Below are 25,002 nucleotides of genomic sequence, written 5' to 3'. Positions count from 1 at the left end.
CAGCGGTTGTCACGGCTTTTGCGTGTCCGCCAAAAAAGCTTTGATCGCTTGCGTGATATTCCTTGTCTTGATCGGATCACGAGCATCGGGATGCGGCGAAGCGAGCTGCCCTGAATCATTGTCAAAGTACTGCCCCGAGGCTGACGCGAATTCATCGTCCAATGCCGCGCGAGTCAAAATTTCGGCACCGATGCGAACGTCTTTTCCTGCTATCCCAAATGCTTGCTTGACCATCTTGCTGGCGAGCAATGAGCCGGGATTGACCGCGATGATGGCTGGCGCATCGTCCCCGAGGGATGTTGCCAGTTCGCGAGACCACATCGTCAACGCAAGTTTGCTCTGCGCGTAGGCTTCGCCTTCAGCCAGTCGGCGTTTCCCCGTTAGTGCATCCATATCGACCGGAGCTTGCGCAGCGGACGAGAGATTGATGACTCGTCCGGTCTTGCTTAGAAGCGGCAGTAGTCGCTGCGTAAGCAACCATGGCGCAATGGTGTTGACCGCGAATCGCACATCGAGTCCGTCCGGCGTGATGGGGTCTGGTGCTACATAGACGCCTGCGTTGTTGATGAGTACGTCAAGATTGCGATGTTTCTCGGAAACCGCCGTCGCAAGTGATTCGACCTCCGACATGCGAGACAGATCAGCGACGTAACTTTCGATTGGTGCACCAGCGGACAACGCAGTCAGTAATTGCTCTACTTTCTGAAGTTTGGAAACGCTGCGACCATGCAACAAGACATGATGGCCAAGAGACACCAGCATCCGGGCCGTCTCTAACCCGATGCCATCGGTTGCACCTGTAAGCAAAATTCGTTTCATTCTTCTGTCGCTCGTTTGGAAAAGTTTTTAAATGGAACACTTGGTCGTGTTCAGCGTGTTCGCATGGAACACGCTGTTGCAACCTCGATTGATAAACGGGAACGAGGTCGTGCCAATAGTCGGAACCACATTCATCTTGCAAAGTGTCTAGAAGACGAATGCTACGTTAAGATCCGATTTGCAGGGTGCATTAGTTTTCGACAACTACTTTTCCCATCGCTTTTCCGCTCCCCAATCGAGCGTATGCTTGGCCAACATCGGCAAGCGAATAGCGATTTTCATCAAGCACAGGTTTCAATCCGCCGGACTCAACAATCTGAGCCAAGTCTCGCAGGATTGCTGCGTGCTCTTCTCGTTTGAAGTTGTGCAGCATCGGAATCAGCATGAATACGACGTGCAACGATAATCCCTTGAAGTGGGCCAACGTTAGATCTAACTCGCACATTGAAACGGTCGTGGCAACTTGGCCGTTAAGTGCAGCCGCCTCGAACGAGTTCGTCATGTTTGCACCGCCAACGGAATCGAACACGATCTCAAACCCGGCACCATCGGTATGTTTGGCAACGTACTGCGCCACCGTTTCGGTTTTGTAGTTGATGCCGGTTGCACCCAATTGCTCGATCAACGCCAATTGTTTATCGCCACCACCGGTGGAATAGACATCGGCACCCCAGTGTTTTGCAAGTTGCAACGCGACGTGGCCGACACCACCTGAACCGCCATGCACAAGTACTTTCTGTCCTTGTTTGATACCCGCACGAGTTAAGCCTTCATAAGCTGTAATCGCAACAAGCGGCAACGCAGCGGCTTCTCGCATTGACAAGTTTTTCGGTTTATGGGCAATTAAGTTGGTGTCCGCAACCATGTACTCAGCCAACGTACCGGGTAAATCAGCCAACCCGCCTGCACAGCCATAGACTTCGTCGCCGACTGAGAAGTCCTTGACGCTGTCGCCGACGGCCTCAATCGTGCCGGCAAAGTCCATCCCAAGTATGGCAGGTGTGTCGGGAGATAAAGGCAATTCCTTACCCATGTTGCGGATCATTGTGTCAACAGTATTCACGCTCGAAGCCGCTATCTTCACCAGCACATGACCGGCTTTGACAACAGGTTTTTCAACATCCGCAGCTTCAAATTCTGCGTTTTCGCCATAGGCGTTGATAAGCATCGCTTTCATGATTCGATTTCCTTCTTCGTCGAGTTGATAATTGGATAAGTGTTTGGTAATGGACGAGGATTGCTTGCTACCGGATTTCTTGAACGCCGATAACCAAATCGTTCCAGTTGCGTTGATTCTCTATGTCGAGCTGCATGCCTTTCTCGTCGGCGATGGTGAACCACTTGTTGGCCGGAGTCTTGCTAGTGGCTTGATACCGTCAGCAACCCTCTGCCTTGAATGTCTTATAGCCTTCGTAACGCATTCGGATCATTCTCTGCTGTCGGTTAGCAGAACTCTCCTGTTTGGAATCTTGCGACGGAGCAGCAGTGTGCTAATACTAGGGGGATTGTTTCGAAGGGCAAGTACGCACATTTATGACACGTAGGCACAGAATGGATACTATTGGGAAAAAGCGGCACATCAATTACGACCCACCCGCTTGCCCGGTGGAGGCAACGCTCGAATTAATCGGAGGCAAATGGAAGGGCATCGTCCTTTACTACTTGCTCGATGGACGGCTTCGTTTTAGTGAGCTCAAGCGAAAGATCGGTTGTGTCACGCAGAGAATGCTGACGAAACAACTTCGCGAACTTGAAGCCTGTGGTTTGGTGAACCGAATTGTCTATGCCGAAGTTCCACCGCGAGTCGAGTACGAACTGACCAAAGAAGGAAAGTCGCTCAAGCCAATTTTGGATTCACTGAAGACGTGGGGAGAATCCCACGCTCTGAGACTGCATGAGAAGCGTGCTGTCGCCCAAGGGAATGATGCGTAAACTGTTCCCGCTGTAAGACACAGCGATATTATGGTTGGGGTGCAACCCAAAGCATTGTCTTTCGGACGACACTCGCATGCGTCGGAGATCCCAACAACTGGTATATCGGAATTGACGCGGTGAGCGAGTCTCAACGTTTTTGCGGCGCCCGCGATTGGTCGATTGAAAACCGCAGGCGAATGAAATCGATGACGTTGTCGTTGTACGCCGTTGCATCGAATGGTTCGTCGGCATGAATCGCAACTTCGACAGCCACCAATTTGTCCTGATCGCCGTTTGTCCTGAGCGCCGTTTGTCCTGAGCGCCGTTTGTCCTGAGCGATGAGTTGAGCAGGATATTCTAGCGGTTGTTTCGCAATGCTATTTAGGTGACGACGGGATGTCGTCTTCCACCACGATTCGGAAACCGACATTCAATACCCGTTGGTACGTTTTGTAAGGTATCCGATAACTACTGGTCGCTCGCTGGGGGCGGTCTCGCCAAGAACCTCCCCTGACAACTCGGCATCCGTCATCAGCCACTTCGTCACCCAATCGGGCGTAGGGCAGATAGCGGGAACGCGTCCATTCGGAAACGTTACCATGCATGTCAAATAGCCCCCAGGCGTTGGGTTGATAGCGACCGCGAGTGTCGGAGAATCGCAGTCCGTCATTGACCGAAGAGATGCGGGGAAATGGATTGCCCTTTGATCCGCTGGAGGTTCGATCCGCCAAGTTTGCGTGTGCCGCAAAATCGTCTTCGACAAGCCCGAAATTCATCGGTGTGCTAGTACCGGCACGACATGCCCACTCCCATTGGGCTTCGGTTGGCAATGATACTTTGCGTCCAATGCGTTCACTAAGCCAATCACAGAACTCGATGGCATGCTGCCAGGAGACTCGAACGACGGGTTGATCGGGACGATTCAGCGCGAAACCACGCCCGTTGTGATCCTTGCCCGACATGTCGGCATAGCGGCTGTCGTGTTTGGGGTCAAACAACGTGAATTGACGGTTCGAAATCTCGTAGGTGCCGATCCAGAACGGGCGATCGATGACGTTTTCGAGTGCCGGTTGCTCATCGGTTGGCCCATCACTTGATCCCATCTCGAACCGTCCATCCGGGATGCGGGTCAGGTGCAAAAGGATTGGATGGCTGCCTTCGGTCGGTTGATCCGAGTACTGGTAAGTTAACGGGTACGCTTGGTATCGCCAGTTTGACGTGTCGACTTCGCCTTCGGGACGTACGTAGCCGATGGTCAAGGTCGTAGTGACTTGCTTCGCGCCCTCTTGTTGCTTCACGCTGTCTTGTTGCGTCACGCTGTCTTGTTGCGTCACGCTGTCTTGTTGCTTTGCAAGCGCTGTTTCGGCATCGAAGGGCCAATCCGGCAATCGGGGAAAACGGAGGTCGATCGAATCGGGGACATCAGGAGTGATGAATTTGGGTTTGGGCTTGCTTGCCATCTGTTCGGCAACGGCACAGTATTCTTGTTCAGGATTTGGCGAGCCACCTTCGTACAACTCCGCCATTTCCAGGCGTCGCTTCAATTGATCACCGAGTCGCCAATCGCCTGGATCCCAGCGTCCTCGATAAGGCGCGTTTAGGTCGATCCAGGTGTAAAGTCGGTCCCATGCTTCTTCATTCAATTGAACATGGTGATGGCCTTTCTTAAGCATCTGGATCAGTTCGCTGGTCGAGGCGTGGTATTCCAGCGGAGTTGTGATGTGATAGTCACTCTCGGGGCCCGGTCGGCGCACGTATTGTTGTAAAGCTTGGTACGCGGTGGCTTTTTGATAGTCCGGTTCGTCATGGTCGGCTACAAAATTCGGCCGTTGTCGCTCGCTGCCGTCGTGACAGCCAACACAATATTTGTCCAGGACGGGTTGTACTTCGTGGTGAAATCCGAAGGGTCGGGCGTCGCCACGCCATGGTTGAATCGAAGAGGGGGCACGGCGAGCCGCCTTGTTGAAAGCGTTGGGAGTAACGGAGTTCTGGGATTCATGACATCCAATGCACGAGACACGTTCGCCCGGCATGCCGACCAACCAACTGCGCATAATCTGCAACGCGCGGCCTTGTTCATCCAAAGGTTGAATGGATATTGGCGTATTTGCAGGGATGGTAAAACTCGCCGAACCGTCATCTTCCACCGGCACGGTTCCCAGAATGCGTTTAACGTCCCAGCTACTTTCAACGCCGACGCTGGCATGGCCGCCGGTTTTGATAAAGCTATAGTGATACGAGAAAAGTCGCAGGTCTTTTACCGTGCCACGTGGGACACCGTCCAGGCCCGGTCCCTGATAGATGTCGGTTAAGAAAACGCTTGCCTGTTTTTCCCCAGGAACGATACGGTCTTGGATGACCGGTGGACGAGTTGTGGTTTGAAAAGGAATCGGTTCTAAAAGCGCGCTGCCTTCGACCTCTTTGATCAACGTCATGTTGTCAAACACATCGACCAGATAAATTCCCCACAACGAATCGTGGGTCAGCTTCGCAGAGACCAAGAAGTACTTGTCACTCAGTGGATAGGGATGTAGGAACTGAGGCCAAACACCATCGACCAATCGGTCGATCACATCGGGTTTGACTTCCTTCTGCCAACCAGGGATTTCCTGCACAACGCCCTCTGCTTCGCGGCGTCCTTTACTGGGATCGAGGATCAGCAACCGTCCACTGCGAGAAATGCCGTGGTGTCCGGTTGCAATTCCAACCACCTTGGAAGGATGCGTGGGGATGGGGCGAGCAAAGAAGAATGAGTTGGGGAAATACGAATTCGATCCATAGTGTTCCATCTGGCCGGTACCATCAGGATTGCAGGTCATCAGGATTCGTGTGAAATAGTGCGGCGTGTCAGTGTATTCCCAACGCAAATACATCAAACGTCCGTTGTGATGGACGCAGGGTGACCAGTCGCTGTCTTGTTCAAACGTCAAGCGACGTAGATGCTGTGTCTCCGGATTCAGCAGATAGAGGCTGGCCATCGGTTTGCTGCCGTTTTCGCAAGGCAGGCCTTGGAATGGCGCCGTCGATGTGGTGGCGATTCTGCCATCGGGTAAATAACAAGAGTCAAAGAAATCGACGTCCGGCAAGTTGTTCGGGGTCATCTGCTTTAGCCCACTGCCGTCGACGTCAATTTCAAACAATGCCCATCGGTCATGGTCACCAATCGAACTGAACATCAGACGATCCGCAGAGAAGTCCAGGTCCATCTCGCACAAAATTTGGTCGGCCTTGGGTTTGTAGAGTGTTGCCATCTCCGTTTCACCGCGTAGATCGCTGAGTATCGCAATCTCGTTCTGCCACCCATTGTGCCGGAGGGTGTCGTGTGTGTGGGAATTCAGTGTTGGCTGTCCAAGTGAGCTACTGATAACACTTCTGGCCGAAGTGCCAAAATCGCGTTTGACTAACAGCAACTGGTCAAAGTCTAAAAGCGGATTGCGAAGCAGCACGCTGCGTTGGAACTTTCGGAAATCGTCCGCTGTCTTTTTCAGGTAGCTTCGTTCAGGACGTTTTCCGTCCAATAGAAGTTTCTCATAGCGTTGGATGTCTTGCTCGAACAGTGTCAGCCGACTATTGATCTGTGACGGATCGTCGAAACGGTCGGCATCATGTTCCAATAGGTCTGCAACCCCTCGTCGCAAAGCGGCCAAGTTCATTGAGCGGAATTCACTGACGTCATCCGCGAAGTCGATGACCTGTTCATAGAGAGCAAGCCAGCGAGGGTCCGACGCGGATACTTTTTCATCGAGTAGTTTGTCATAGGATGCTTGCAGCTGTTCATGGTACGGCTGAAGCTTCTCAAGTTGACGTGTTAAGATACCTCGCTCGGATGTATTGCGAGTACCGGCGCCAAACCAGCTGATCAAATTCTTGCTTTTGGGGAATTCGGTTTCAAAGCGATGGCTGAGTTCAGGATAGTCGTTGCGAATTTGCTTCCAACACCATTCCGCGTCGCCAATATCGCCCTCACATGACAAACGAAAACTAGCTCCGCCTCGCCAATTGTAGAGTTTCAGAACCAACACGTTTTTACCTTTCCGGAGATTCAATCGATCGACCGGGGCGTCCCCTTTGATGTCTAAAAGAATGTCCGAATCGACCAGCTTTGTTCCGTTGAGCCACATCGTCAGACCATCATCGTGGCTGATGTCGATGGCGAGTTCACGGTCAGCGTTTGATGTGATTTCTCGCGCAATGTAGCATGAGCGTTCTGGCGTCAGCGAAAGATTGGTCCGTTTTCCCGATTCCCATTTGCGCTGTTCGCTCCACAGGGCTTTTCCTTCTGCATCGGTTGCTTTGGCGTCAAATTCTTTAAGCTGAGAAAGGTACGGTTGATTGGCTTCGGCAGAAGAGTCAACGGTTTTTGACAGATGCCAGCTTCCAAAACGTAGCCCTTGAATGCTGTCAGACGTATTGAGTGCGGTTCGAGTTGCAGCGACGGTCGCGGCCCACGATGATTCTTTTTGATAGTCGCGCCACGGGCACTCCGCAGCGTAGGAGGCTAACGACGCTAAGGTCGCTGTGATGAACGTGGCGAACAATAGCGTGCCGATGATGAGCCGCATTGGCGGCGTTCTGACTGGTGCAAACATGGGAAACGTATCCAAAAACAAGTGAATGGGCGGGCGTCGTTTGCAGGCCGGATTTGCCTGCAAGCGACGGGTTGAGGGGGGAAGGTCGGTGTTAACGTTGCGCATCGGCCACCGGAGGCGTGTTGGCATGCGATTGCTCAAAGGTCAGTCGCGGGCGAAAATTGGGATGCTCTCGGAACTTCAAATTCTTGCGGCCGTAATAGGAACCGTGGAATTGCCCGTTCGAATCGATCCAAGTCGTGATTCGAATTCTCTCTGGGAGCGTTAGTTGAACGTCATAATGGTTCGGTCCGAGGTAGTCTTTTAATCGGCTGGCAGGCGTCCCCAAACTATAAGGCGGCAGGTAATGGTTATTACCACTCTTGGGATGGTTTTCGCCGATAATCGGAATCAAGTCACGCTGAAGAATATTCTCGTAACTGAGACTAAACAGCTTGGTGCGCTCGCCGGATAGATCCAAGTTTCCTTCACTTTTCTGACCTTCATGACATCGTACACAATGTGCGTCAAGAACCGGTTGCACATCCACCTCATACGCCAGCGGTCTAGCACCCGTTTTCTCGCCCGGTTGCGGGCCGGGTAGGTCCGGTTCTCTCAGCATCGCCAGCGGAGTCTGTGCCGCGACTGTCATCGAAAGCTCATTGGCTCGTTCGTGACAGCCAACGCAAGCCCGGACTTCACCGGGCCGATAGTTGACAAACGTGCGTTCACGTTGCACCTCTTCATAGTTTTCATCCAAAGCTTGGAAGAAGATGTTCTTATCGGCTTGGACCAGGAAGTGAGCGGAACCATCGCGGTCGACGGGAACCACGCCGTGTTGGATTTTCAAACCCAAGTGCGTGTCACAGGTAACTGTCGAGTGTTGTTGGTCGTAGACGTCGCCTTCCCAAAAACGTCGGGCTGCCCAGGGACGTGGCACGTGTTCATTGATGCGGATGTACTTGACGGTGCCATGTTCGACGCCATCCAAGCCGCGATAGATGTTAGAAATCACAACCCTAGCCAAACCTTGCTCTGCCAAATGCGGGTCCGCGGTCTCGTGAGAGAGCGATCGTTTGTGTTGTGCTTGCACGGGGATCGGCATCCAGCAGGAAAATTCGTCGTCTTGGTGCAACAAATGTTTTTTACCCTCGGCATCAATCAAGTAAAGACCGTATGCGTCGATTGCATTCCAATTTTTCGATCGGTTGAACGAGACCAAGAACTCTTTGGCTGAGAGCGGGTAAGGGTCCATGTACAGCGGACCTTTGCGTGTGTTCCCTTTGCCGTCACGACCAGCTTGTTCTTCGGGCGGAATCGGCTTTGTCGCGCCTCCCGGAACATTGTCCCAGCCCCATTGGTGACGCGTATCGACCTCGGGGGTAACGTAGCTGACCGCTTCGCCCGTGCGGTGGTCTTGGCGACTATCGATCAGCATCACCGTACCGACGCCCAAGGGCATGTGAGGTGCTCCGATGGCGACAAACAAATTGTTGTCGTATGGCATAGCGCGGCCGACGTTAAAGACCGATGGAAAAGCAATGCTCATTCCATAAACCTCTTCGGAACCGGTGCCGTCGGGCCGCATTGACCAAAGCCCCTTGTTGGTGACCGATCCGTTATCCACGTATTCCCAACGTGTGTATAGGATGCGTCCATTGTTCATGATGCTTGGTGCCGATTCGCTGACGGAATTATTCGAAAGCTTCTCGATATTGCCGCCATCGGCGTCCATCCGATAAATGACCGAGCTGGTTAGTTTGTCAGGACCATCACACAGGATGCCATATTCGCAGCGAGTTGACGTGAAACAGATACCGCCATCGGGCAAATAGCATGGATGCATATCATCGGTGTGGTGGGCGTAGTGTTTCCACCAGTCGAGATTGTATTTCGCGATTCTCGCTTCTTCGTCAGCGGGCGGAAACGTCAATTGGCGCAGTCCCGTGCCGTCGATATTGACTTCCCATATTCGAAAGCCAACATCGAGCTTCTGTTTCCAACCAAAGACAACTCGTTGACTGTCAAAGGAAAGGTCGCAACGGCCGAAAATGCCATGAGATAACTCGGGTACCAAATCAGTGACCGTGCCATCGTCTAACGACAGCAGGCAAAGGTTCCCGCCAAAGTCTTTGCAGCCATCAATGAAGTCCGTGTAGTAGTGGCTCGATTGGAATGTATAGCGTTTGACAAACAGAATCTGCTCGACCGACGGAAGCAATTTTCGCACCGCCGATCGGGTCGCAGCCACGTCGTTACTAACAGGTCCCGTCAAATCAACGGGACGCGGAAACAGGTGGACGAACGCGTCCGGATCAGGGACGCTGGCTGTCTTCGAAATCACAACGCCAGCCATGTGCGGAGCGGATCCAATCGCTTGTAACTGAACCGTGTTGTCTCCCGCCGTCAGATGAAACGGGCCACAAGATTCCCATTGCAGGTCGCTGGCAAAGAAACCGCCGGTTTGTTGTTGGAGGATTGGTTGCGGATGTTGCTTGCCATTGAGCGAGAGCCGCATGGGCCGTTGTTCGCCGCTGGTGTAAAGAAAGTGCAAGTAGTAATCCCCGCCATCGGGAACATCGGCACGCCACTGGAGCATTCCCTTGGCTCCATGACAGACCACCAAACCATCCCATCGGTTTTCGATAGGCACGACGATGTCGGACTTCTCCGAAAGCTGTCTTGCCGCGATTGTGATCGTTTGCCCCGTCGCCGCACAAACCATGCTGAAAACGAAAATCCCCAGTGCGCAAAGCGTTGCAGTAGCTCGTCGCGGAGTCATAATCGCGTTCTCTGCAGAGTGGAGGGAATGGTTGTTTTGTGGTCACACGATGCAAGGCATCTACGGCTTGACGACCGCACGCAATGCCTCGCCTGAGGCCATCAGACGAAATGCCTCATGGATTTGATCCAGTGGTAATTGGTGCGATACCAGTTTCGCAGCTGGAACTTGGCCGCTCTCGAGTAATTCAACTGCTTTTTCGACATGCCAGGGAGCGGAATCACTCGTTCCGACCACCCTTAGCTCGCCATAGTGAATGGCACGGCTGTCCAACTGGATCGTCGCTGCCGATGCGGGCAACGATGCAAACAGGACAACCGAACCCCGTTTTCGGACCAAGTGCATTGCGTCTTCCTGTGGCTTCGCCGCGGGCGCCGCGATAATCACGACATCTGCTCCTAAGCCATTTGTATGCGCCTTTACGCATTCGGATAAATCGTCGGTGGCCGGATTGACCAACACATCAAAGCCGAATTTTTCTGCCTGCGCAAGTCGAGCGTCGCTGATTTCCGACAGAATGATTTTCTCTGCGCCAAGGCTTTTCGCAACACACGAATTGATGATGCCAAGCGGCCCAGCCCCCATTACCAGAACCGTGTCGCCTTTTTGGAGATCGGTTTGGCTGAGCGAATTCACGCCACAACTAACCGGTTCTGCTAATGCTGCATGTTCGGCTTTCATCGAGGGTGTCTTGATGACATGCCCGTTTCGTAAGGCACGTCCCGGGATGACCACGTATTCGGCCATGCCACCAGGATAAGAAAAACCCATCGGGGCCAAATTGGAGCACAAGTTGGGCCAACCGTTGTGGCAGTAGTAACAGTCGCCACAAGAGATACTGGTCGCCATCACAATACGGTCGCCTAGGCCGAAACCGCCGACCGCATCGCAGCCGATTTCTTCGACCAAGCCGGTCAATTCGTGGCCCATCGTCATCGGTGGCTTGATGCGCGGGTTGCCATGCCGAAACGTTTTCAAATCAGTACCGCAAACAGCACAAGCATCAACCTTGACCAGCAATTCATCATTGCCGCACGTGGGTTTTGCCAGCTCTTCAACGCGGATGTCTTCAGGGCCGTGATATACAATCGCTTTCATGATTCTCTTTCAGTTGGTTCCGCGGCCAGTTCGTGACCGCTCTCCGGCCAGAACTTGGCCGGAGGTTCTTTCCCGAAGGGAGTGTGACGCAAACCGAGCGACCACTACGCTTCGGGAGCCTGGTCCAATAGGGTCTTGGTTCCGCCACCGCTGCCCAGACGTTTGCAGCCTTGTTCTAAGTAGCCTTTCGCGGTCTCGTAATCTCGTATGCCACCGGAGGCTTTGACGCCCATCGTGTCACCGACGGTTTTGATCATCACGTCGATCGCTTCGGGGGTGGCAGGGCCGTCACCAAAACCGGTTGATGTTTTGACATAGTCGGCGCCCGCTTCACGCGATATCTCGCAAGCACGCGCGATCTGTTCGGGGGTCAAGTAGCAGGATTCCAAAATCACCTTGACCTCGACACCGCCGGCCTTTTTGGCCTCGGCAACGACCGCTTCGATATCACGGCGGACCCAATCTTCGTCGCCCGAGAGAAACTTGCCGACATTCATTACCATGTCGAGCTCTTTGGCGCCGTCTTCGATTCCTAGTTTGGCTTCCAATGCCTTCACTTCCGGCTTGCTGTCGCCATGCGGAAATCCAACGACCATCGATGGCAACACGTCGGAACCTGCTAGTTCCTTGGCAACCAACGGCATGTCGCTCGGGCGCACACACACGCTGGCAACGTGATACTTCTTGCCAAGCTCACAGTTTTCGATGATTTCTTGGTCGGTGACGTTTGCTTTCAAGGCGGCATGGTCGATCGTCGCCGCAACTTTCTCTTTGGTCCATGTAGTCATGATTCGTTTGTTTCCTTGAAGAGTATGTTTCGAAATTGGGGGAACGAGTCACTGTGTCGTAAATGATGAGCGGCACGGCGCTAGCCGCCGGGGACCCCGTAAATACCCGCGGCTGGCGGCTCACATGAGAGTGCGTCAATTCACATTGACGAGACAGTGCCTAGTGCATCTCACGGCCACCGGTGATGTTGATCGCTTGGCCGGTCATGTAGCTGGCTTTCTCGGATGCCAAATAGCATGTCATTTGGACAACGTCATCGATTCTTGCCAACCGACCTAACGGCACTTTCGCGGTGAACTTCTTGGCGATTTCCTCGATCGGCATGTCCATGTTTTTCACATAGTCCGCCGACACGTTGTTCCATACGCCCGTCGCTTCGGTAATTCCGGGACAAACGCAATTGACGCGAACGCCATTGCCGGCCAATTCAAACGCCAACGCTTGAGTCAAACCAATGATGGCGGCCTTTGCCGAGGAGTAGGCACTCATCAGCGCCGAACCCGTTTTGCCGGACTTGCTAGAAAAGTTAACGATGCTGCCGCTGCCGTTTGCTTTCATCAATGGTACGACTTCTTTAATGAACAGGAACGTGCCTTTGCAATTGACGTCGAAGACAAAATCCCAAGTCTTCTCGTCAATTTCTTCAACCGCGCTGCCCGCGCCGGTCACTCCGGCAACGTTGATCAATACGTCGATTTTGCCGTACGCCGCTGTGGTCGCCTCAACAACTTTTTTGACTTGGTCATGTACGGTGACGTCGGCTGCCAAGGCTTTGCAGTCTTCTCCGAGTTCTTTGGCAATCGCATCCAGCGACGTTTGATCCAAGTCGGTTACAAAGACCTTGGCACCTTCCGCAATCATGTGTGCGGCAATGCCTTTGCCAATACTTCCTGCGGCGCCGGTCACCAGCGCCACTTTATCTTCGAAATCCACAGTTTTCTCCAGGTGGTTGCAGGGTGAGCTATTGGAAACACGCACGGTCCAACAACTCGTACTTGTTACTCGGTGATCTTGAGTTGGATCACTGTCAGTGAGTCTGGTTTGTCGGGCTCGTTGCCGTCATACGGCAAGTCAATGTTCGAGGCATACAGGGTCGTGCCGCGGACGCACGGTTCGGAGGGTTTGTCCAATTTGCCACCTGCACCGTCCGAGTTGGGGTTCTGAGCGACTGTCTTAACGCGGCCCGTTCTTGGGCTGACCAAATGGATTGCATTAGAGAAGAAGTCAGCAACGACCAATTTCTTGATGGCAGGCACATATTTCATGCCGTCGGTGCTGCCGATTCCGTCCCCCTTTACCAGCACCTTCAATGGTTCGGCAAGAAAACCGTCTTCTTTCAAGGGCGCGGTCAGAATCGAGGCTTCGCCGAAGTTGCATACGTACAAAACGCCCTGAGGCGAAATGGCCAAGCCGTTGGCGCCGATGTCGGATCGCCAATCATCCGCCTCGGTTGTAAATTTAGCAACCAAACGCGGATCGGCTCCATCGGGCTCTAATTGCACGGGATTGTCCGCCGACAATTCATCCAGTTCGAATTTGTAAAGCCCCGACACATGTGGCTTCGCATCGTTGATCAAACAGGTCTCGGTGACGTAGATGCGTTTCCCATGGGCTTCGACTGCGTTTGCAGCGATCAGGCCAGTCGCAACCGTTTCCACTCGAACGGCCTTATCGTCTTTCATGACGACACGCAGCAGACGTGATTGGTGAGCGTTGTTTGCGCCGAATGTTTGGTTGTCGGCAACGTACAAGTTACCATCCTTGCCTTGCGCGATGCCCAATGGAAAGACGCCATCGGTTTCAGGATGTTTGGGCAGATCGATCAATTTTTGAAGTTGATTGTCCGCGTCCACTGTCCAAACTGCAGGTTGTGCAGGAACCTGTAAGTTCAGCATGCTCAGGTATATCTTGCCGTCTTTGGCAACCGTCATCCCGTCGGGAGTGGACGTATTCTCGGGCAGGACGATCGACGTTGGTGCTCCGTCGACTTCAATCTGTTTGAGCGTGGTTGCCGCGAGGCACACTTGGCTGCTGATTGCCAAAACGAAGAGCAGAAGAAAGTTGCGTACCATGGTGTACCTCGTGGTTGATGGATGTTACCGATTGGTGGGGAGTGGTGGGTGTGTTGATGGAGTGTTTTTTGAGCCTGGACATGAGCCTGGGCCGACTGTCACGCTGTCGCGACGATTTGGCGCTGAGGGCCTACCAAGGCATTCCCCGGCTGCTTCGGCGACCGGCCCTCCCGCGAGCGAGAGGGCAAAAAGCCGCGGAACGTTGTTCACAAGCCGACGGAAACTCGCTCATAGGCCGAGGAAATTGTCGTTGATTGCTTTGTCCGAATGGCGAACTGCCGAGTCCGTGTGTAGGTTGGCAACCTCCGTGATGATCGCGCCTTCGGGGCCTCCGAATTGCCAGTGACGTGAACGCAGTTCGGCCAGTGGAACGAACATGCCTTGCGTGGCAGCAACAACATGATGCGTTGTTGTGGTTCCGTTGCAGTGGACCTTCGGGATCTCGATTTCGGGAAACTCTGCTACGTTGTTGTCACCGATGCCGCCGATGTAGCTTTTGCCCCAACGGACTAGCCAGCCTTCGTTCTTAATGATCCCTAGATCGCCTTCCAAGTGCCAATGTTCGGGCAGCATTTGACCTGGCAACAGGAACAAGTCCATCAACATGTATGCACCATCTTCGCTGTTGTGGTTTTCATACATCAATGCGGCCAAACCAAGCTTTGCATAATTGCCCGTGCCGTAGTCGCTGACCCATAGCTTTTCCCGAAACTCGGGAAACAACGGATAGCCGAAACGTTTGCACATCGCCATCAAGCCGTCTTTGGCTTTCTCCTCGTCGAACTTGCTGTCAGTGTAAAAGTCAGCGTTTCTCATTGGCGCTGCGTCGGCCACTTTCATGTTCAATGCCAAAGGAGCTGCGGCTGCCAACGCGGTTGCCTTCATCAGAGTTCTTCGCTTCATAACGATCATCCTTTTGTTGGGCTCGACTTCGCGAGCTGGGCTGTTGAGAGTCAATGGGCTGTTGAGGGGTCAATGGGAATTCCAAAGCGGACACAGTGCATCCAAAGTAGCAAGGAATCGCTTGCGTCGTTCGGAGTAAACCGTATGTCGCTGTGTATTGGGTTCGTGACGGCGATTGATTCTCGTCATCTTGGCACAGGCAGTGGCTAGGTCGCGATGGATGCCGTGTCCCACCGCCGCAATCATCGCCGCCCCTAGGGCGCCAAGTTCTTCAGCGTCGGGTACCAGTACAGGAACGTTGAAGATGTCAGCGAACATCTGGCACCAAACCTGACTATGCGCGACTCCGCCCGTCATGCTGATAATGTTTGGTCGAGAACGGAATTGCATCAAACGATCCCAATGCCAATGATGCATAAAGCAAACACCTTCAAAGACTGCGCGGGCCATCGCGGCACGATCGGTTTGTCCCGTGAGTCCAAGAAAGGTGCCGGTCGCGTTGGGATTGACAGGACTGCCGTACAAAAAAGGCAGGAACATCGGGTCAGAGATTGTCGGCGAAGCCTCCCCAACTGCCCTGTCGCACCACTGATAGACGTTGGTGCCCTGAAGGCGTTGGTCGACGAGCATCTGGTCGACGAACCATTCCAGGTTGCTGGCCGAAGTTGCACTGCCTTCGAGAACTAAGTAATAGCCATCGATCGCGTAGCGGGTGACCATGAACACGTCGGCACTGCATAGCGGCTCGGGCGTAATGTATTGGTTGTTTCCCCATGTTCCGCCAACCATGACCATGCTCTGCGGGTCGATACATCCGGCGGCCAACCCACAAGCATCGATATCGAAAGCGCCACCGTAAACGGCTGTGCCTTCCGCTAAACCTGTCTCACTCGCTGCGCTAGCGGAGATGCTCCCTGCTGGTTGCGTGCTGCGGACGATGGCGGGCATCAGATGACGCGCCGACTCGATTTCGAACGCTTGGAACAACTCATCGTCATAGTCACCTGCGGGAACATCTAGCAAACTGGTGCCGGAGTAGTCGGTTAGCTCGGCTCTTGCTTCGCCCGTCAGCCGCATCCGTACATAGTCTTTGCACATCAATGCCCAGCGGCTTCGATGGAGTGTTTCCGGTTCGTGGTCAATCATCCATCGCAGCAACGCGTTGGGCTGTGCCGGCCAGTTGCACTGCAGCGTCTTTGGACGCAGTCTATCGATGACTCCGTCCTTGTTCCATCGTTCAACATATTCACGAGCCCGCGAATCGCTGCTACTGATCCCTTTGCGAGTTGGTTTTCCCGATTCATCGACAAGGTAAAGCCCGTTACCGTGGCCGGTGCAGGCAACGGCAACGATATCGTTGGCGGCTACCTTGGCTTTGGCGATCACTTCGGCAATGGCCTGGGCCGTCGCGTCCCACATTCGATCAGCATCGATTTCTCGCCAATCGGAGTGCGGCATTTCCAATTCAATGCTACGGCGCGCGATCGCCAATTCTTTGCCAGTCGTTTCAAAGAGGGCGGCTTTGGCGACCGTGCCGCCGTTGTCGATCCCTAATAGGTACTGACTCATGATGCCGCCTCCACCGCTGGGGTTTCCGAGCTGGAGAACTCTTCAACGTCGTCCTTTCCGCGGAAGAGAAGTAAGAACGCGACCAGCAAGGCAACCGAACCGATCGTCATTGTTTTCCACACTGGGGCCCACGAAACCACGCCTTCGACGGTGTTCTGTTGGATCATCCATTCGTTGACGAAATTGCCCAACAGTAGGCCAACTCCGAACGTCACCAAAAAGATTGCACCCTGCGCCTGAGCACGGATTTCGACGGGGGCCTTCTTGTCAATGTAAATCTGGCCACCCACAAAGAAGAAACCAAATATTAGTCCATGGACCAAAATGGCAACGAAATATAGTTCTGTCATGTCAAACATGTCGCCCAACAAAAAGGATGCGTAACGCGCCACCAACGCGATCAATCCCATGACCATTGCCCAGCGAATTCCCACCTTGGCTAGTACCAACGGGATCAACAGCATGAAGAACATCTCGGCCAATTGGCCCCAATTCATTGTGATCGTAATGTATTCGAAACCCTCGTCGCTAAGGAACTGAGAGCCGTAGGACCAATACGATGCAAAGGGAATCATGACCAGCAGCGACACAATGATAAAGACAGCGAAATCAAAGCTTTTCATCAGAGAAAATGCCCGCAACCCCATCACGTCGACGAGCGATGCTTTTTGACCCTTGGCTTTGGGAGGCGTGTCGGGCAATGTCAGAGCAACCATTGCACCGACAAGGCTAGTTGCGGCGCCGCAGTACATTGGCAAATTTGTGCCGTCAAACTTTTCCGCTAAATTCAGTTTGATGGCTACCAAGCTGAATAGCCCAGCAGCGACCCAGCCGATCGAACCAAATACTCGTATCTGAGGAAATTTCTCGGTAGGCGAATGTGCCATCGCGATCGCGCTGGTCAGTCCCCACGTCGGCATGTAGCACAGCATCTGTAGCAACAGTAGGATGAAGATCACCGTTGGGTCGTCGACCGTTGCGGCGACTGCAAGCAGTATCGCGCCCAATAGGTTCAATAGGAACAACAGCTTTTGACCCGCAAAGTGGCGGTCGGCCAACATCCCAATGATTGGCGAGACAAGACACCCCAGAGGCATTGAACTTAGGATCAACGCTCGAAACGTCCCCTGGACTCCATTCTGATCCAAGTACGCTGCCAGCGGAACGAACCATACGGCTAACATCATGAACTGAAAGAACATCATCGCACTCAATTGAGTACGAACCTTCAGCGACATCGTGTGGTTTTCATTCAATGTGGGTTCCATATCACTCTCCTTAATGCATTGCCAGGCCGCCCGAGACATCAACCGTCGCACCGGTCATATAACTCGCTCGGTCCGAAGCCAGAAAAACAACCACATCTGCAATCTCTTGTATTTTGCCGAGACGTCCCAGTGGAGCACGCTTGTTAAATGCGTCAGGGTCGGCGTTGTATGCGTCAGCCACCATTTCGGTAAGCATCAAGCCGGGGGCAACGCAGTTGACGCAAAAACCTTTCTCGGCCAATTCGCGAGCCAACGAGATCGTGAAGCCGATGATGCCTCGCTTACTTGAGTCGTAGGCCGTTTTACCGCTGCGACTTCCGCGGAAAGCCGCCTGTGACGAAATGTTGACGATGCGCCCCGTACGGCCCACCGCTTCCAGATGACGAACGAATTGTTGGCAACATCGAAACGTGCCGCCCAGGTTCACGTTCATCGTGTGCATGAACGTTTCCGAAGCCAACTCGGTGGTGGGGCTGGTTGGGCAATATGCCGCATTGTTGACCAACACATCAACGGTCCCTAGTGAGGACTCAAGTTGGTCAAAGATGCCAGCCACTTGTTGGTCATCCACGACATCGCCACCGACGGCGATCGCATCGCCACCGGCTTTGCGAATCGACTCCACGATCGCTTTCGCTTGCTCAGGCTTGCTTCGGTAGTTGACACCGACCTTGGCTCCTTCGGCCGCCAATGTTTCGGCAATCGTTTTTCCCAAACCACCGGCAGCGCCCGTCACCAACGCGACTTTCCCTGAGAGTCCGAGATCCATGCTCTATCCTTATTGTTTAACGAGGTTGAAGGACGTCGCTGTCACTTCGCAACCTGTTTGTGTTCAATCGCACTTGCTACATCAGGATCGGCAGTAAAAGTCGACCGACAAGCCTAACACCAAGACGGTTTGCTCGATTCGAGTCACCCTTTCTCACTGCTTTATTCCTGACTGGTGATTCTCCCTTGAAAGACCAAGTATTTCCAGTACGATAATTCGTAAATAATGTATGGATTTTCGTATGGCTAAGCCTCGCAACATTTTATTGCTGATCGAGACCTCGAAGGCGTTTGGGCGCAAACTGCTGCAGGGGATCGCGCGTTACATGAGTGAGGGTAACTGTGATTGGGCCGTGTATGTCGAAGAGCGGGGCAAACGAGAGCGGTTGCCGAGTTGGGTCAACCACTTTGACGTCGATGGCGTGATTGCGCATTCGTCCTCGGGAGCCGTTGTCGATGCACTGCGTCAACTTGATGTGCCGATGATTGAAACCGACATGTGTGGGATGGATCGAAATGTGCCAATTGTCTACTCGGACGAGGATGCTTTGGTTGACGCTGCGATCGATCATTTCTTGCCACGCGGTATTCGCCGTTTGGCGTGGTGCCAGATCGTGGACCGAGATTGGTGCCGTTTTCGATATAACGCTTTCCAGCGTCGGCTGTGTGCTCGTGGGTTGGAGTTGGCGGCTCACTATGTGCCCAAACGCAAGCGAGCGATTCAGTGGTTGCATCAACGAAGCGAGTTGGGCGAGTGGTTGGGTACGCTTGAATATCCGACCGGAATTCTGTGTTCGAACGATTTGTGTGGAACGCGGTTGTTAGAGGCGGCACGTTTGGCTCGAATCTCCGTGCCTGATCAAGTCGCCGTCGTTGGTGTTGACAATGATCCGGTGTTGTGTGGAATGTCTTGGCCTCCGTTGTCTAGCATCGAGCAAAACGCCGAACAGATCGGATATTTATCGGCTGGCCAGTTGCAATCGATGCTAGATGGTGGACCCTGGCCGAGCAAGCCGATTTGGGTGCGTCCCACGGGTGTAGAAACTCGCCGATCTTCGGACATCATCGCTATCGGCGAACCGGATATGGTCAGTGCAATTCAGTATATCCGCGATCACTCGCTCAGCGGTATCAACGTGAATGATGTCGTTCGTCACGTCTCGGTGAGCCGCTCACATTTAGAGAGGCTTTTTCGCGAGCACGTGGGACGTAGTCCCAAGGCTGAAATCCAGCGAATTCGATTGGATCATGCCAAACGGATGCTGCAAGGCAACCAATCGATTGCAAACGTCGCGGCAGCCTGTGGATTTAAAACCAGTCAGTATTTTGCCAATGTCTTTCAGCGAGAATTTGAAATGACTCCCGGCCAGTGGCGGCAACAACACGGTGGCCTCTAGCATTGTGTGCTGCGCGGTCGATGTTGTAGAGATGCATGTGAACTCGCTGGAGAAGAGGTTTACCACTCCGATCACGTCCAAAGGCGGAGTATTTCCAAAGCAAAGACTCGGGACATGCTCCTTGCTTAGAAGATTAATGGATGGCCCTTTCTTGTTTCGTCGCCGGCAGGTTCTGCTCCAGAGATCCGATTGGGTATTTAGGAGGAATTGGTATCTACCAGATCTATTCGGGATTGGACAAAACAGATCCGATCGGCCTGTCGCCAGACAATTCTAAATGCGGTTGCGAAGTGTATGACAAACAGGATGTAACTGTAACCGGATTTGCTTTGCAGCCTGAACGAACTGCAATGCCTCCGGGTGCCGGTGAAAACGCAGAAATCTTACTGCACGAGTTGGAAGTATTCCAACGATTAGTGAACATTATGGACCTTGCGGGATCAGGTGGTGCAAACCTTCAAGAAGCCATAGCAACTCCAATCGCCGAGGGAATAGACATTTTCGGGATGCCGGCCGCTGGAAATGAAGACATCGTTCAAGCAATTAGCAATATCTGGAGTAAAGAAAACGGTGGGATTTTAAATAGGCGGTCGCAGGTCATTTGGGTAAAGGTAAAAGCCAAGTGTTGCACCGTTCCACTGTTTCCAATGTTTTCTAGCAACTATTATGCGACGTACGAAAAGTGGTATCGATGTCCTCAGCTGCCAATCGACATGACCGACAGCAAATCAATTGATAGGCTGCAGACCTTGTTACAAACCTGCCAACAGCAAGGAAAGTCAGACTTTGATTGCAGGAAAGAGATGGGTAACGCAAAGGGGGTTTAGTTTTTAATCCATTGCCTCGTAATATCGCTTAGGACCGTTTAAGGTCGCTGGGCGTTCATTAATTTTGCTGTTATTTTATGTTCGAGTCAGCTGTGGAATCATCGAGAAGTTTGTTTGTGGTACCTTCATGACGGCTAAGAAAGTTCTACTGTTGGCGTTTGCTACCTCGCTGCTAATCCCAGTTTCCTTTACTATAAGATATTGGGTTGATTTGCTTGGATTCAATAGAGAGAGGAATATCGCACTTGCAAGTTCAGAGCGATATTTGGACCAATTCCAGGGCGACCTGTTGACGCGGGCGACGGCAGTACATCGCGAGTTGCAAAACATAAAATTCCCAATGGACCCTGATCCAAAGTTGGTTTGTGCTGTTTTTTGGAAGGATTCAAATTTTGTTGGCTTGGACCTTGGCATTCTGTGCTATCACAATGATCCAAAAGCTGTTGAGGTGATTGGAAATGATGGGGAGTCATTTGTCTGCAATTTTAGCGAAGGCGACGGCTTGGTTCGCTCCGCGTCAATAGGCCTTTCCATGGAAGCTCTATTTGAATGGGAAGTTGGCGATGACAGATTGGCAGTCATGGCCAATTCCGAGATAGGCGTAGTATATTTATTGGATGACGACTTAAATCGTGTAGGTAGTGCGGTCAAAGTGGAGTAGAAAAGGGGAAGGGGGTCGTTTTTCGGGACTTGGTTTGATATTCTCTAGCGAATACGATCAATCTTTCTTTAGCCAACTGATGGTATGCCAAGAATCAAACGTGCCGATGAAGCAGGCTACATCTACCATGCCCTTAACCGGGGCAATGCGAAAAATGTGCGAAAAATGCCCCCCTTCCCCTTTTCTTTCCGGGACGCGAACAAGAACAAGACGTCCGAGACGATTACGGGAACGATGAGCGGTTACGGATTCAACGTCGGCACAAGCGGCTACGATGATGAAGATCGCTTGGTCAATTGGAACCGCTCCGATAGCAATCTCGACCAATCGTGGAATCTGTCGCTTGTCGGCGACTGGAACAATTTCACCGAGAACGCCAGCGTGCAAAGCCGTACCCACGGCCCCACGCACGAGATCCTCAGTGCCGCCGGCCAAGCGGTTCAGCACGACGCCAAGGGGAACCAAACGCTACTTCCCACTAGCCTCTCGCCGCTAGCCACGAGCCTCTCGCTTCATTGGGATTTTGAGAACAAGCTGCTTGGGGCGGACACGGACAATGACGGCAGCGACGATGTGACCTATCAGTTCGACGCATTGGGCCGCCGAGTCGCTCGCGACGACGGGACGACGGTAACAGTGTTCGTCCAAAGTGGCCAGCAAACGATTGCGGATTACGTATCGGGAGCGGTGCCTGCTTCACCGACCTACACTTATGTCTACGCCAGTTACATCGACGAACCGGTGATGCGAGGCGGAACGGGTGGCCTGCGGTACTACCACCGTAACCAACAGTACAGCATCATCGGCATAAGCGATGGTGGCGGCGTAGTGAAAGAGCGTTACGCCTACACCGCCTACGGCACACCTACGATCCTCGATGCTGCCGGTGTTGTGCAAGCCGTGTCGGCTGAGAACAACCGTTACCTGTATACGGGCCGCGAATGGGACGCGGTGCTTGGGCTGTGTCACTACAGGGCGCGGATGTACGACCCGGTTCTTGGCCGGTTCTGCTCCAGAGACCCCATCGGGTATGTCGATGGGACGTTGTCATACGGATTTCTTGTCAAGGCAGTTTTGAAAAAGCTTGATCCGCATGGTTTTTACGCAACGACAGATAACGATGTGAAGGTTGCATTAGGATGTCTCAAAGAAGAAGTGAAAACTCTTGATGATCCAAGGTTTCCGCCTGGAACACTGTTGCCTGGTCAGTGCGCAAAGCGTCCGTTCCATCTAGCAATGAAACAGATGGTGTTTGACGAATGGGGAGATCTGAATGCAGATATCGTTGTTTCAATGATTTCGCCGATTCTTGGCGATGGTGTTACCGGAGCAGTAAAGGAGGCGATTGCATCCGAGATTGCGAGTGCAGTGTTTAGCGGCGATTCGGAGTTGACAGCTGAGGAAATCAAGGACCTGGTGACTAGCATTGTAACAGCTCACCTGAATGATGAAATCAATCCGTCGTGGGATGTTGAACAATCAATTCAGCAGATTGCAGATCAGATTTCAGGGCTCGTACCGACGGAGTTTGAAAACTGCAAATCCGTTGTTCTAACCGGCGATGGAAGTGGTGAGAAATCTACATGCAGATTGACGGTGTGTGCACAACCGCATCCTACACAGAAGCTTTCAATGATTTTTACTGTCAAAAGTGGCTTTTGCTCCTATAGCTGCGTTCCAAAAGGGAGACAACGTTGCTGCTGTGGAACGAACTCAACTGTTACTCTGGGACCAACAACAGGTTCAGCGTTGAATATTGGTTCCGATTGCAGTGTTCAATTAGGAGCGATTCGATGAATCGTCTCGTATTGGTGTGGCTCGCGGTGTCGGCTTTTTCCAGTTGGTGCCATCCTTTGTTTGCTGTGGACAATTTTTGTCTTCAGGTACGTTCTGTGTGCGTTAGCGAGAAAAGGGATGAATTGTTTAAAGCATTTAATGATTCGCAGGATGCTCTTTTCATCGAAAAGATGAGTTCTCCATCGGGAAGTGCGCGAAGTATTGTCTCGTGTGTTTCTGCTGACTTGAACGGGTCATTGCTTGTTGCCTTTTCACCATACCTCCAGTATATGATTCCAGACATGGGAGAAATAGTTCGAGTAAATGCCGACATGTCTGCATTAGTCGAAAACGTGCTTGAATTTGAACAAGTGTCACATCGTCTTATCTTTCTTAGATGCTTGACTGACGATCGGTTTGCAGAGGAGTACATCCATCTAGTTTGCTGGTCAGGCCGGTTTGTGCAACGAGAAGCAAATGGTTATCAACGGATTGCAATCAACTCACTTCTGGGGCGATTAGAGGCACCTAATAATGAACCATGGCGGACAGGTTTACAAGCATTCATTCTTGCTAGATTACTTCACTTCAAACAGCCTGAGTTCATCGCTGCCGATGTGGAGTCAATTTGGGAGTTTAATGCTTGTGTCGCGAAATTTGCGAAGCAACACCGCTTCAAGTTGGCAAATGACTCGCTCGGTTGGGTATTATCAGATGAGGGGGTAGGCATTGACGAACTTCCGTACTTGCATCTACCCTCTCGTCCCGCTAAGTCTTTCGAGGTCGATTGCAACTGGCTTCTCGATGAATAGAAGAGGGAACGCTTCGGAAGAGGAAAAGGGGAAGGAAGAGGAAAAGGGGAAGGGGGTCGTTTTGTAACAGTTTAGTCCCCGGCCATCGGAATTCGCATTCAGCAGCGATCCGCACGATGACCGAACAAGCATTCTAATTTGGAAGTCTTCATAGTTTGTTGTTGCAATGGGATCATTCAAACTACCTTACGTCGCATAAGACAAACGGGCTGCGGTGGAAGGGTGCGGCAAGTTCGAGTCCGCGCAGCATCCAAACCAATTCAATCAAGTTGAATTGCTTTCGCAGTAGCCCTTCTTGCATCGCTATGCGGGCGATGTTGACCGTACAAGCATCTATCAAAATCGTTTGACGCCAACTCGTCGATCGACTTAAGAGGAAAGAAGGGGCCATCCAAACTCTATTGCCTTACTGCTTGGGATTTGCTAGAATTCTCGCTCATCAAGTCTTGTCCAGGAGGTCGTTATGCCGCGCAAACCACGCTATGAAGTCGCTGATCCCGCAGAAGTTCAGGTATTCCACGCAGTTCAACGCTGTGTAAGACGTGCATTCTTGTGTGGCGAAGACCCGTTTTCCGGTCAATCCTATGAGCATCGCCGTGGCTGGATTCGTGATCGATTGGAGTTTCTGGCGGGGATTTTTGCAGTCGATTGCCTGACCTATACGGTGCTCAGCAATCATCTGCACCTCGTTTTACGCAGTCGGCCTGATGTGGTTGCTCAGTGGACTGATCAAGAGGTGGCGAGGCGATGGCTGAGGCTGTTTCCTCATCGACGCAAGAAAGATGGGTCGCCCGAGGAACCGACGAAGCCGGAAATTGACATGATCGTCAATCAAGCCGAAGTGTTGGACGAACGACGGCGGCGTCTCAGTGACATCAGTTGGTGGATGCGATGTACGGCGGAGAACATTGCTCGACGAGCAAATCGCGAAGACGAGTGTACCGGGCGCTTTTGGGAAGGCCGATTCAAATTGCAAACT

General features: G+C 52.6%; 20 protein-coding genes. 7 read left to right on the top strand and 13 right to left on the bottom strand.

From position 1 onward, the window contains the following. Positions 1-9 precede the first annotated feature (9 nt). Positions 10-819 (bottom strand): SDR family NAD(P)-dependent oxidoreductase, encoded by an 810-nt coding sequence (locus CA13_RS07835; RefSeq protein ID WP_146395368.1) that lies wholly within the window; start codon positions 817-819, stop codon positions 10-12. A gap of 190 nt (positions 820-1,009) precedes the next feature. Then, positions 1,010-1,996, bottom strand: a complete 987-nt coding sequence (locus tag CA13_RS07830) for a zinc-dependent alcohol dehydrogenase family protein (RefSeq protein WP_146395367.1) — start codon at positions 1,994-1,996, stop codon at positions 1,010-1,012. 374 nt (positions 1,997-2,370) lie between these two features. Between CA13_RS07830 and CA13_RS07820 the strand changes: the two genes are divergently transcribed. Continuing rightward, complete coding sequence (locus tag CA13_RS07820; RefSeq protein WP_146395366.1) at positions 2,371-2,751, top strand: winged helix-turn-helix transcriptional regulator; 381 nt, start codon at positions 2,371-2,373, stop codon at positions 2,749-2,751. 359 nt (positions 2,752-3,110) lie between these two features. Here the strand turns inward: CA13_RS07820 and CA13_RS07815 are convergent, their stop codons facing one another. The 10 genes from CA13_RS07815 to CA13_RS07770 all read right to left on the bottom strand — a co-directional run bounded on the left by CA13_RS07815 (position 3,111) and on the right by CA13_RS07770 (position 18,551). Continuing rightward, positions 3,111-7,322 (bottom strand): SUMF1/EgtB/PvdO family nonheme iron enzyme, encoded by a 4,212-nt coding sequence (locus CA13_RS07815; RefSeq protein WP_419194064.1) that lies wholly within the window; start codon positions 7,320-7,322, stop codon positions 3,111-3,113. 91 nt (positions 7,323-7,413) lie between these two features. Beyond that, positions 7,414-10,083: an HzsA-related protein gene (locus CA13_RS07810; protein WP_146395364.1), complete on the bottom strand. Its 2,670-nt coding sequence runs from the start codon at positions 10,081-10,083 to the stop codon at positions 7,414-7,416. Between the two features lie 60 nt (positions 10,084-10,143). Next, positions 10,144-11,181 (bottom strand): alcohol dehydrogenase catalytic domain-containing protein, encoded by a 1,038-nt coding sequence (locus CA13_RS07805; RefSeq protein WP_146395363.1) that lies wholly within the window; start codon positions 11,179-11,181, stop codon positions 10,144-10,146. Positions 11,182-11,285: 104 nt separating this feature from the next. After that, a complete protein-coding gene (deoC, locus tag CA13_RS07800) occupies positions 11,286-11,969 on the bottom strand; it encodes a deoxyribose-phosphate aldolase (RefSeq protein WP_146395362.1) in 684 nt (227 codons plus the stop codon). Between the two features lie 160 nt (positions 11,970-12,129). Further along, positions 12,130-12,903, bottom strand: coding sequence for an SDR family NAD(P)-dependent oxidoreductase (locus CA13_RS07795; protein ID WP_419194063.1), 774 nt, complete (start codon positions 12,901-12,903; stop codon positions 12,130-12,132). 65 nt (positions 12,904-12,968) lie between these two features. After that, on the bottom strand, positions 12,969-14,042 hold the full coding sequence (locus CA13_RS07790) for an SMP-30/gluconolactonase/LRE family protein (protein ID WP_146395360.1): 1,074 nt from the start codon (positions 14,040-14,042) through the stop codon (positions 12,969-12,971). Between the two features lie 228 nt (positions 14,043-14,270). Beyond that, positions 14,271-14,945: a cupin domain-containing protein gene (locus CA13_RS07785; protein ID WP_146395359.1), complete on the bottom strand. Its 675-nt coding sequence runs from the start codon at positions 14,943-14,945 to the stop codon at positions 14,271-14,273. A 69-nt stretch (positions 14,946-15,014) separates the two neighbouring features. Continuing rightward, positions 15,015-16,514, bottom strand: coding sequence for an FGGY-family carbohydrate kinase (locus tag CA13_RS07780; protein WP_146395358.1), 1,500 nt, complete (start codon positions 16,512-16,514; stop codon positions 15,015-15,017). Beyond that, a complete protein-coding gene (locus CA13_RS07775) occupies positions 16,511-17,782 on the bottom strand; it encodes an MFS transporter (protein WP_419194062.1) in 1,272 nt (423 codons plus the stop codon). The genes CA13_RS07780 and CA13_RS07775 overlap by 4 nt, the downstream gene beginning before the upstream one ends. Positions 17,783-17,792: 10 nt before the next feature. Then, positions 17,793-18,551 (bottom strand): SDR family NAD(P)-dependent oxidoreductase, encoded by a 759-nt coding sequence (locus CA13_RS07770; protein ID WP_146395356.1) that lies wholly within the window; start codon positions 18,549-18,551, stop codon positions 17,793-17,795. 241 nt (positions 18,552-18,792) lie between these two features. Between CA13_RS07770 and CA13_RS07765 the strand changes: the two genes are divergently transcribed. From CA13_RS07765 to CA13_RS07745, 5 genes are all read left to right on the top strand, one after another. Then, a complete protein-coding gene (locus CA13_RS07765) occupies positions 18,793-19,947 on the top strand; it encodes a XylR family transcriptional regulator (protein ID WP_419194061.1) in 1,155 nt (384 codons plus the stop codon). Positions 19,948-20,087: 140 nt separating this feature from the next. After that, positions 20,088-20,774 carry a hypothetical protein gene (locus CA13_RS07760; RefSeq protein ID WP_146395354.1) on the top strand — a complete coding sequence of 229 codons (687 nt, stop codon included), beginning with the start codon at positions 20,088-20,090 and terminating at the stop codon, positions 20,772-20,774. A 127-nt stretch (positions 20,775-20,901) separates the two neighbouring features. Beyond that, the gene (locus tag CA13_RS07755; RefSeq protein WP_146395353.1) at positions 20,902-21,435 is read left to right on the top strand and encodes a hypothetical protein; all 534 of its coding nucleotides are present in this window, start codon (positions 20,902-20,904) and stop codon (positions 21,433-21,435) included. Between the two features lie 84 nt (positions 21,436-21,519). Next, positions 21,520-23,232 carry an RHS repeat domain-containing protein gene (locus CA13_RS07750; protein WP_146395352.1) on the top strand — a complete coding sequence of 571 codons (1,713 nt, stop codon included), beginning with the start codon at positions 21,520-21,522 and terminating at the stop codon, positions 23,230-23,232. Further along, a complete protein-coding gene (locus CA13_RS07745) occupies positions 23,229-24,023 on the top strand; it encodes a hypothetical protein (RefSeq protein WP_146395351.1) in 795 nt (264 codons plus the stop codon). The genes CA13_RS07750 and CA13_RS07745 overlap by 4 nt, the downstream gene beginning before the upstream one ends. A 181-nt stretch (positions 24,024-24,204) precedes the next feature. Here CA13_RS07745 and CA13_RS07740 read toward each other — a convergent pair whose 3' ends face one another. After that, entirely contained in the window at positions 24,205-24,414 is a 210-nt protein-coding gene (locus tag CA13_RS07740; protein ID WP_146395350.1) for a hypothetical protein, read from the bottom strand. Between the two features lie 72 nt (positions 24,415-24,486). On the opposite strand from CA13_RS07740, the gene CA13_RS07735 reads away from it, so the two are divergent. Further along, positions 24,487-25,002, top strand: a 516-nt coding sequence (locus CA13_RS07735) for a transposase (RefSeq protein ID WP_473087434.1), incomplete at its 3' end; no start/stop codon positions are given.

This window comes from Novipirellula herctigrandis (assembly GCA_007859835.1).
Classification (GTDB): Bacteria; Planctomycetota; Planctomycetia; order Pirellulales; family Pirellulaceae; genus Novipirellula_A; species Novipirellula_A herctigrandis.
The sequence above is the reverse complement of the archived record's forward strand: the minus strand, read 5'-3'. Positions and strand labels throughout refer to the sequence as shown.

Bases quoted from the DNA above. Each gene is read 5' to 3' on its own strand.
- CA13_RS07835 (WP_146395368.1), bottom strand. From the start codon at position 819: ATGAAACGAATTTTGCTTACAGGTGCAACCGATGGCATCGGGTTAGAG.
- CA13_RS07830 (WP_146395367.1), bottom strand. From the start codon at position 1,996: ATGAAAGCGATGCTTATCAACGCCTATGGCGAAAACGCAGAATTTGAA.
- CA13_RS07820 (WP_146395366.1), top strand. From the start codon at position 2,371: ATGGATACTATTGGGAAAAAGCGGCACATCAATTACGACCCACCCGCT.
- CA13_RS07815 (WP_419194064.1), bottom strand. From the start codon at position 7,322: ATGTTTGCACCAGTCAGAACGCCGCCAATGCGGCTCATCATCGGCACG.
- CA13_RS07810 (WP_146395364.1), bottom strand. From the start codon at position 10,083: ATGACTCCGCGACGAGCTACTGCAACGCTTTGCGCACTGGGGATTTTC.
- CA13_RS07805 (WP_146395363.1), bottom strand. From the start codon at position 11,181: ATGAAAGCGATTGTATATCACGGCCCTGAAGACATCCGCGTTGAAGAG.
- deoC (WP_146395362.1), bottom strand. From the start codon at position 11,969: ATGACTACATGGACCAAAGAGAAAGTTGCGGCGACGATCGACCATGCC.
- CA13_RS07790 (WP_146395360.1), bottom strand. From the start codon at position 14,042: ATGGTACGCAACTTTCTTCTGCTCTTCGTTTTGGCAATCAGCAGCCAA.
- CA13_RS07785 (WP_146395359.1), bottom strand. From the start codon at position 14,945: ATGAAGCGAAGAACTCTGATGAAGGCAACCGCGTTGGCAGCCGCAGCT.
- CA13_RS07780 (WP_146395358.1), bottom strand. From the start codon at position 16,514: ATGAGTCAGTACCTATTAGGGATCGACAACGGCGGCACGGTCGCCAAA.
- CA13_RS07775 (WP_419194062.1), bottom strand. From the start codon at position 17,782: ATGGAACCCACATTGAATGAAAACCACACGATGTCGCTGAAGGTTCGT.
- CA13_RS07770 (WP_146395356.1), bottom strand. From the start codon at position 18,551: ATGGATCTCGGACTCTCAGGGAAAGTCGCGTTGGTGACGGGCGCTGCC.
- CA13_RS07765 (WP_419194061.1), top strand. From the start codon at position 18,793: ATGGCTAAGCCTCGCAACATTTTATTGCTGATCGAGACCTCGAAGGCG.
- CA13_RS07760 (WP_146395354.1), top strand. From the start codon at position 20,088: ATGGCCCTTTCTTGTTTCGTCGCCGGCAGGTTCTGCTCCAGAGATCCG.
- CA13_RS07755 (WP_146395353.1), top strand. From the start codon at position 20,902: ATGACGGCTAAGAAAGTTCTACTGTTGGCGTTTGCTACCTCGCTGCTA.
- CA13_RS07750 (WP_146395352.1), top strand. From the start codon at position 21,520: ATGCCAAGAATCAAACGTGCCGATGAAGCAGGCTACATCTACCATGCC.
- CA13_RS07745 (WP_146395351.1), top strand. From the start codon at position 23,229: ATGAATCGTCTCGTATTGGTGTGGCTCGCGGTGTCGGCTTTTTCCAGT.
- CA13_RS07740 (WP_146395350.1), bottom strand. From the start codon at position 24,414: ATGGCCCCTTCTTTCCTCTTAAGTCGATCGACGAGTTGGCGTCAAACG.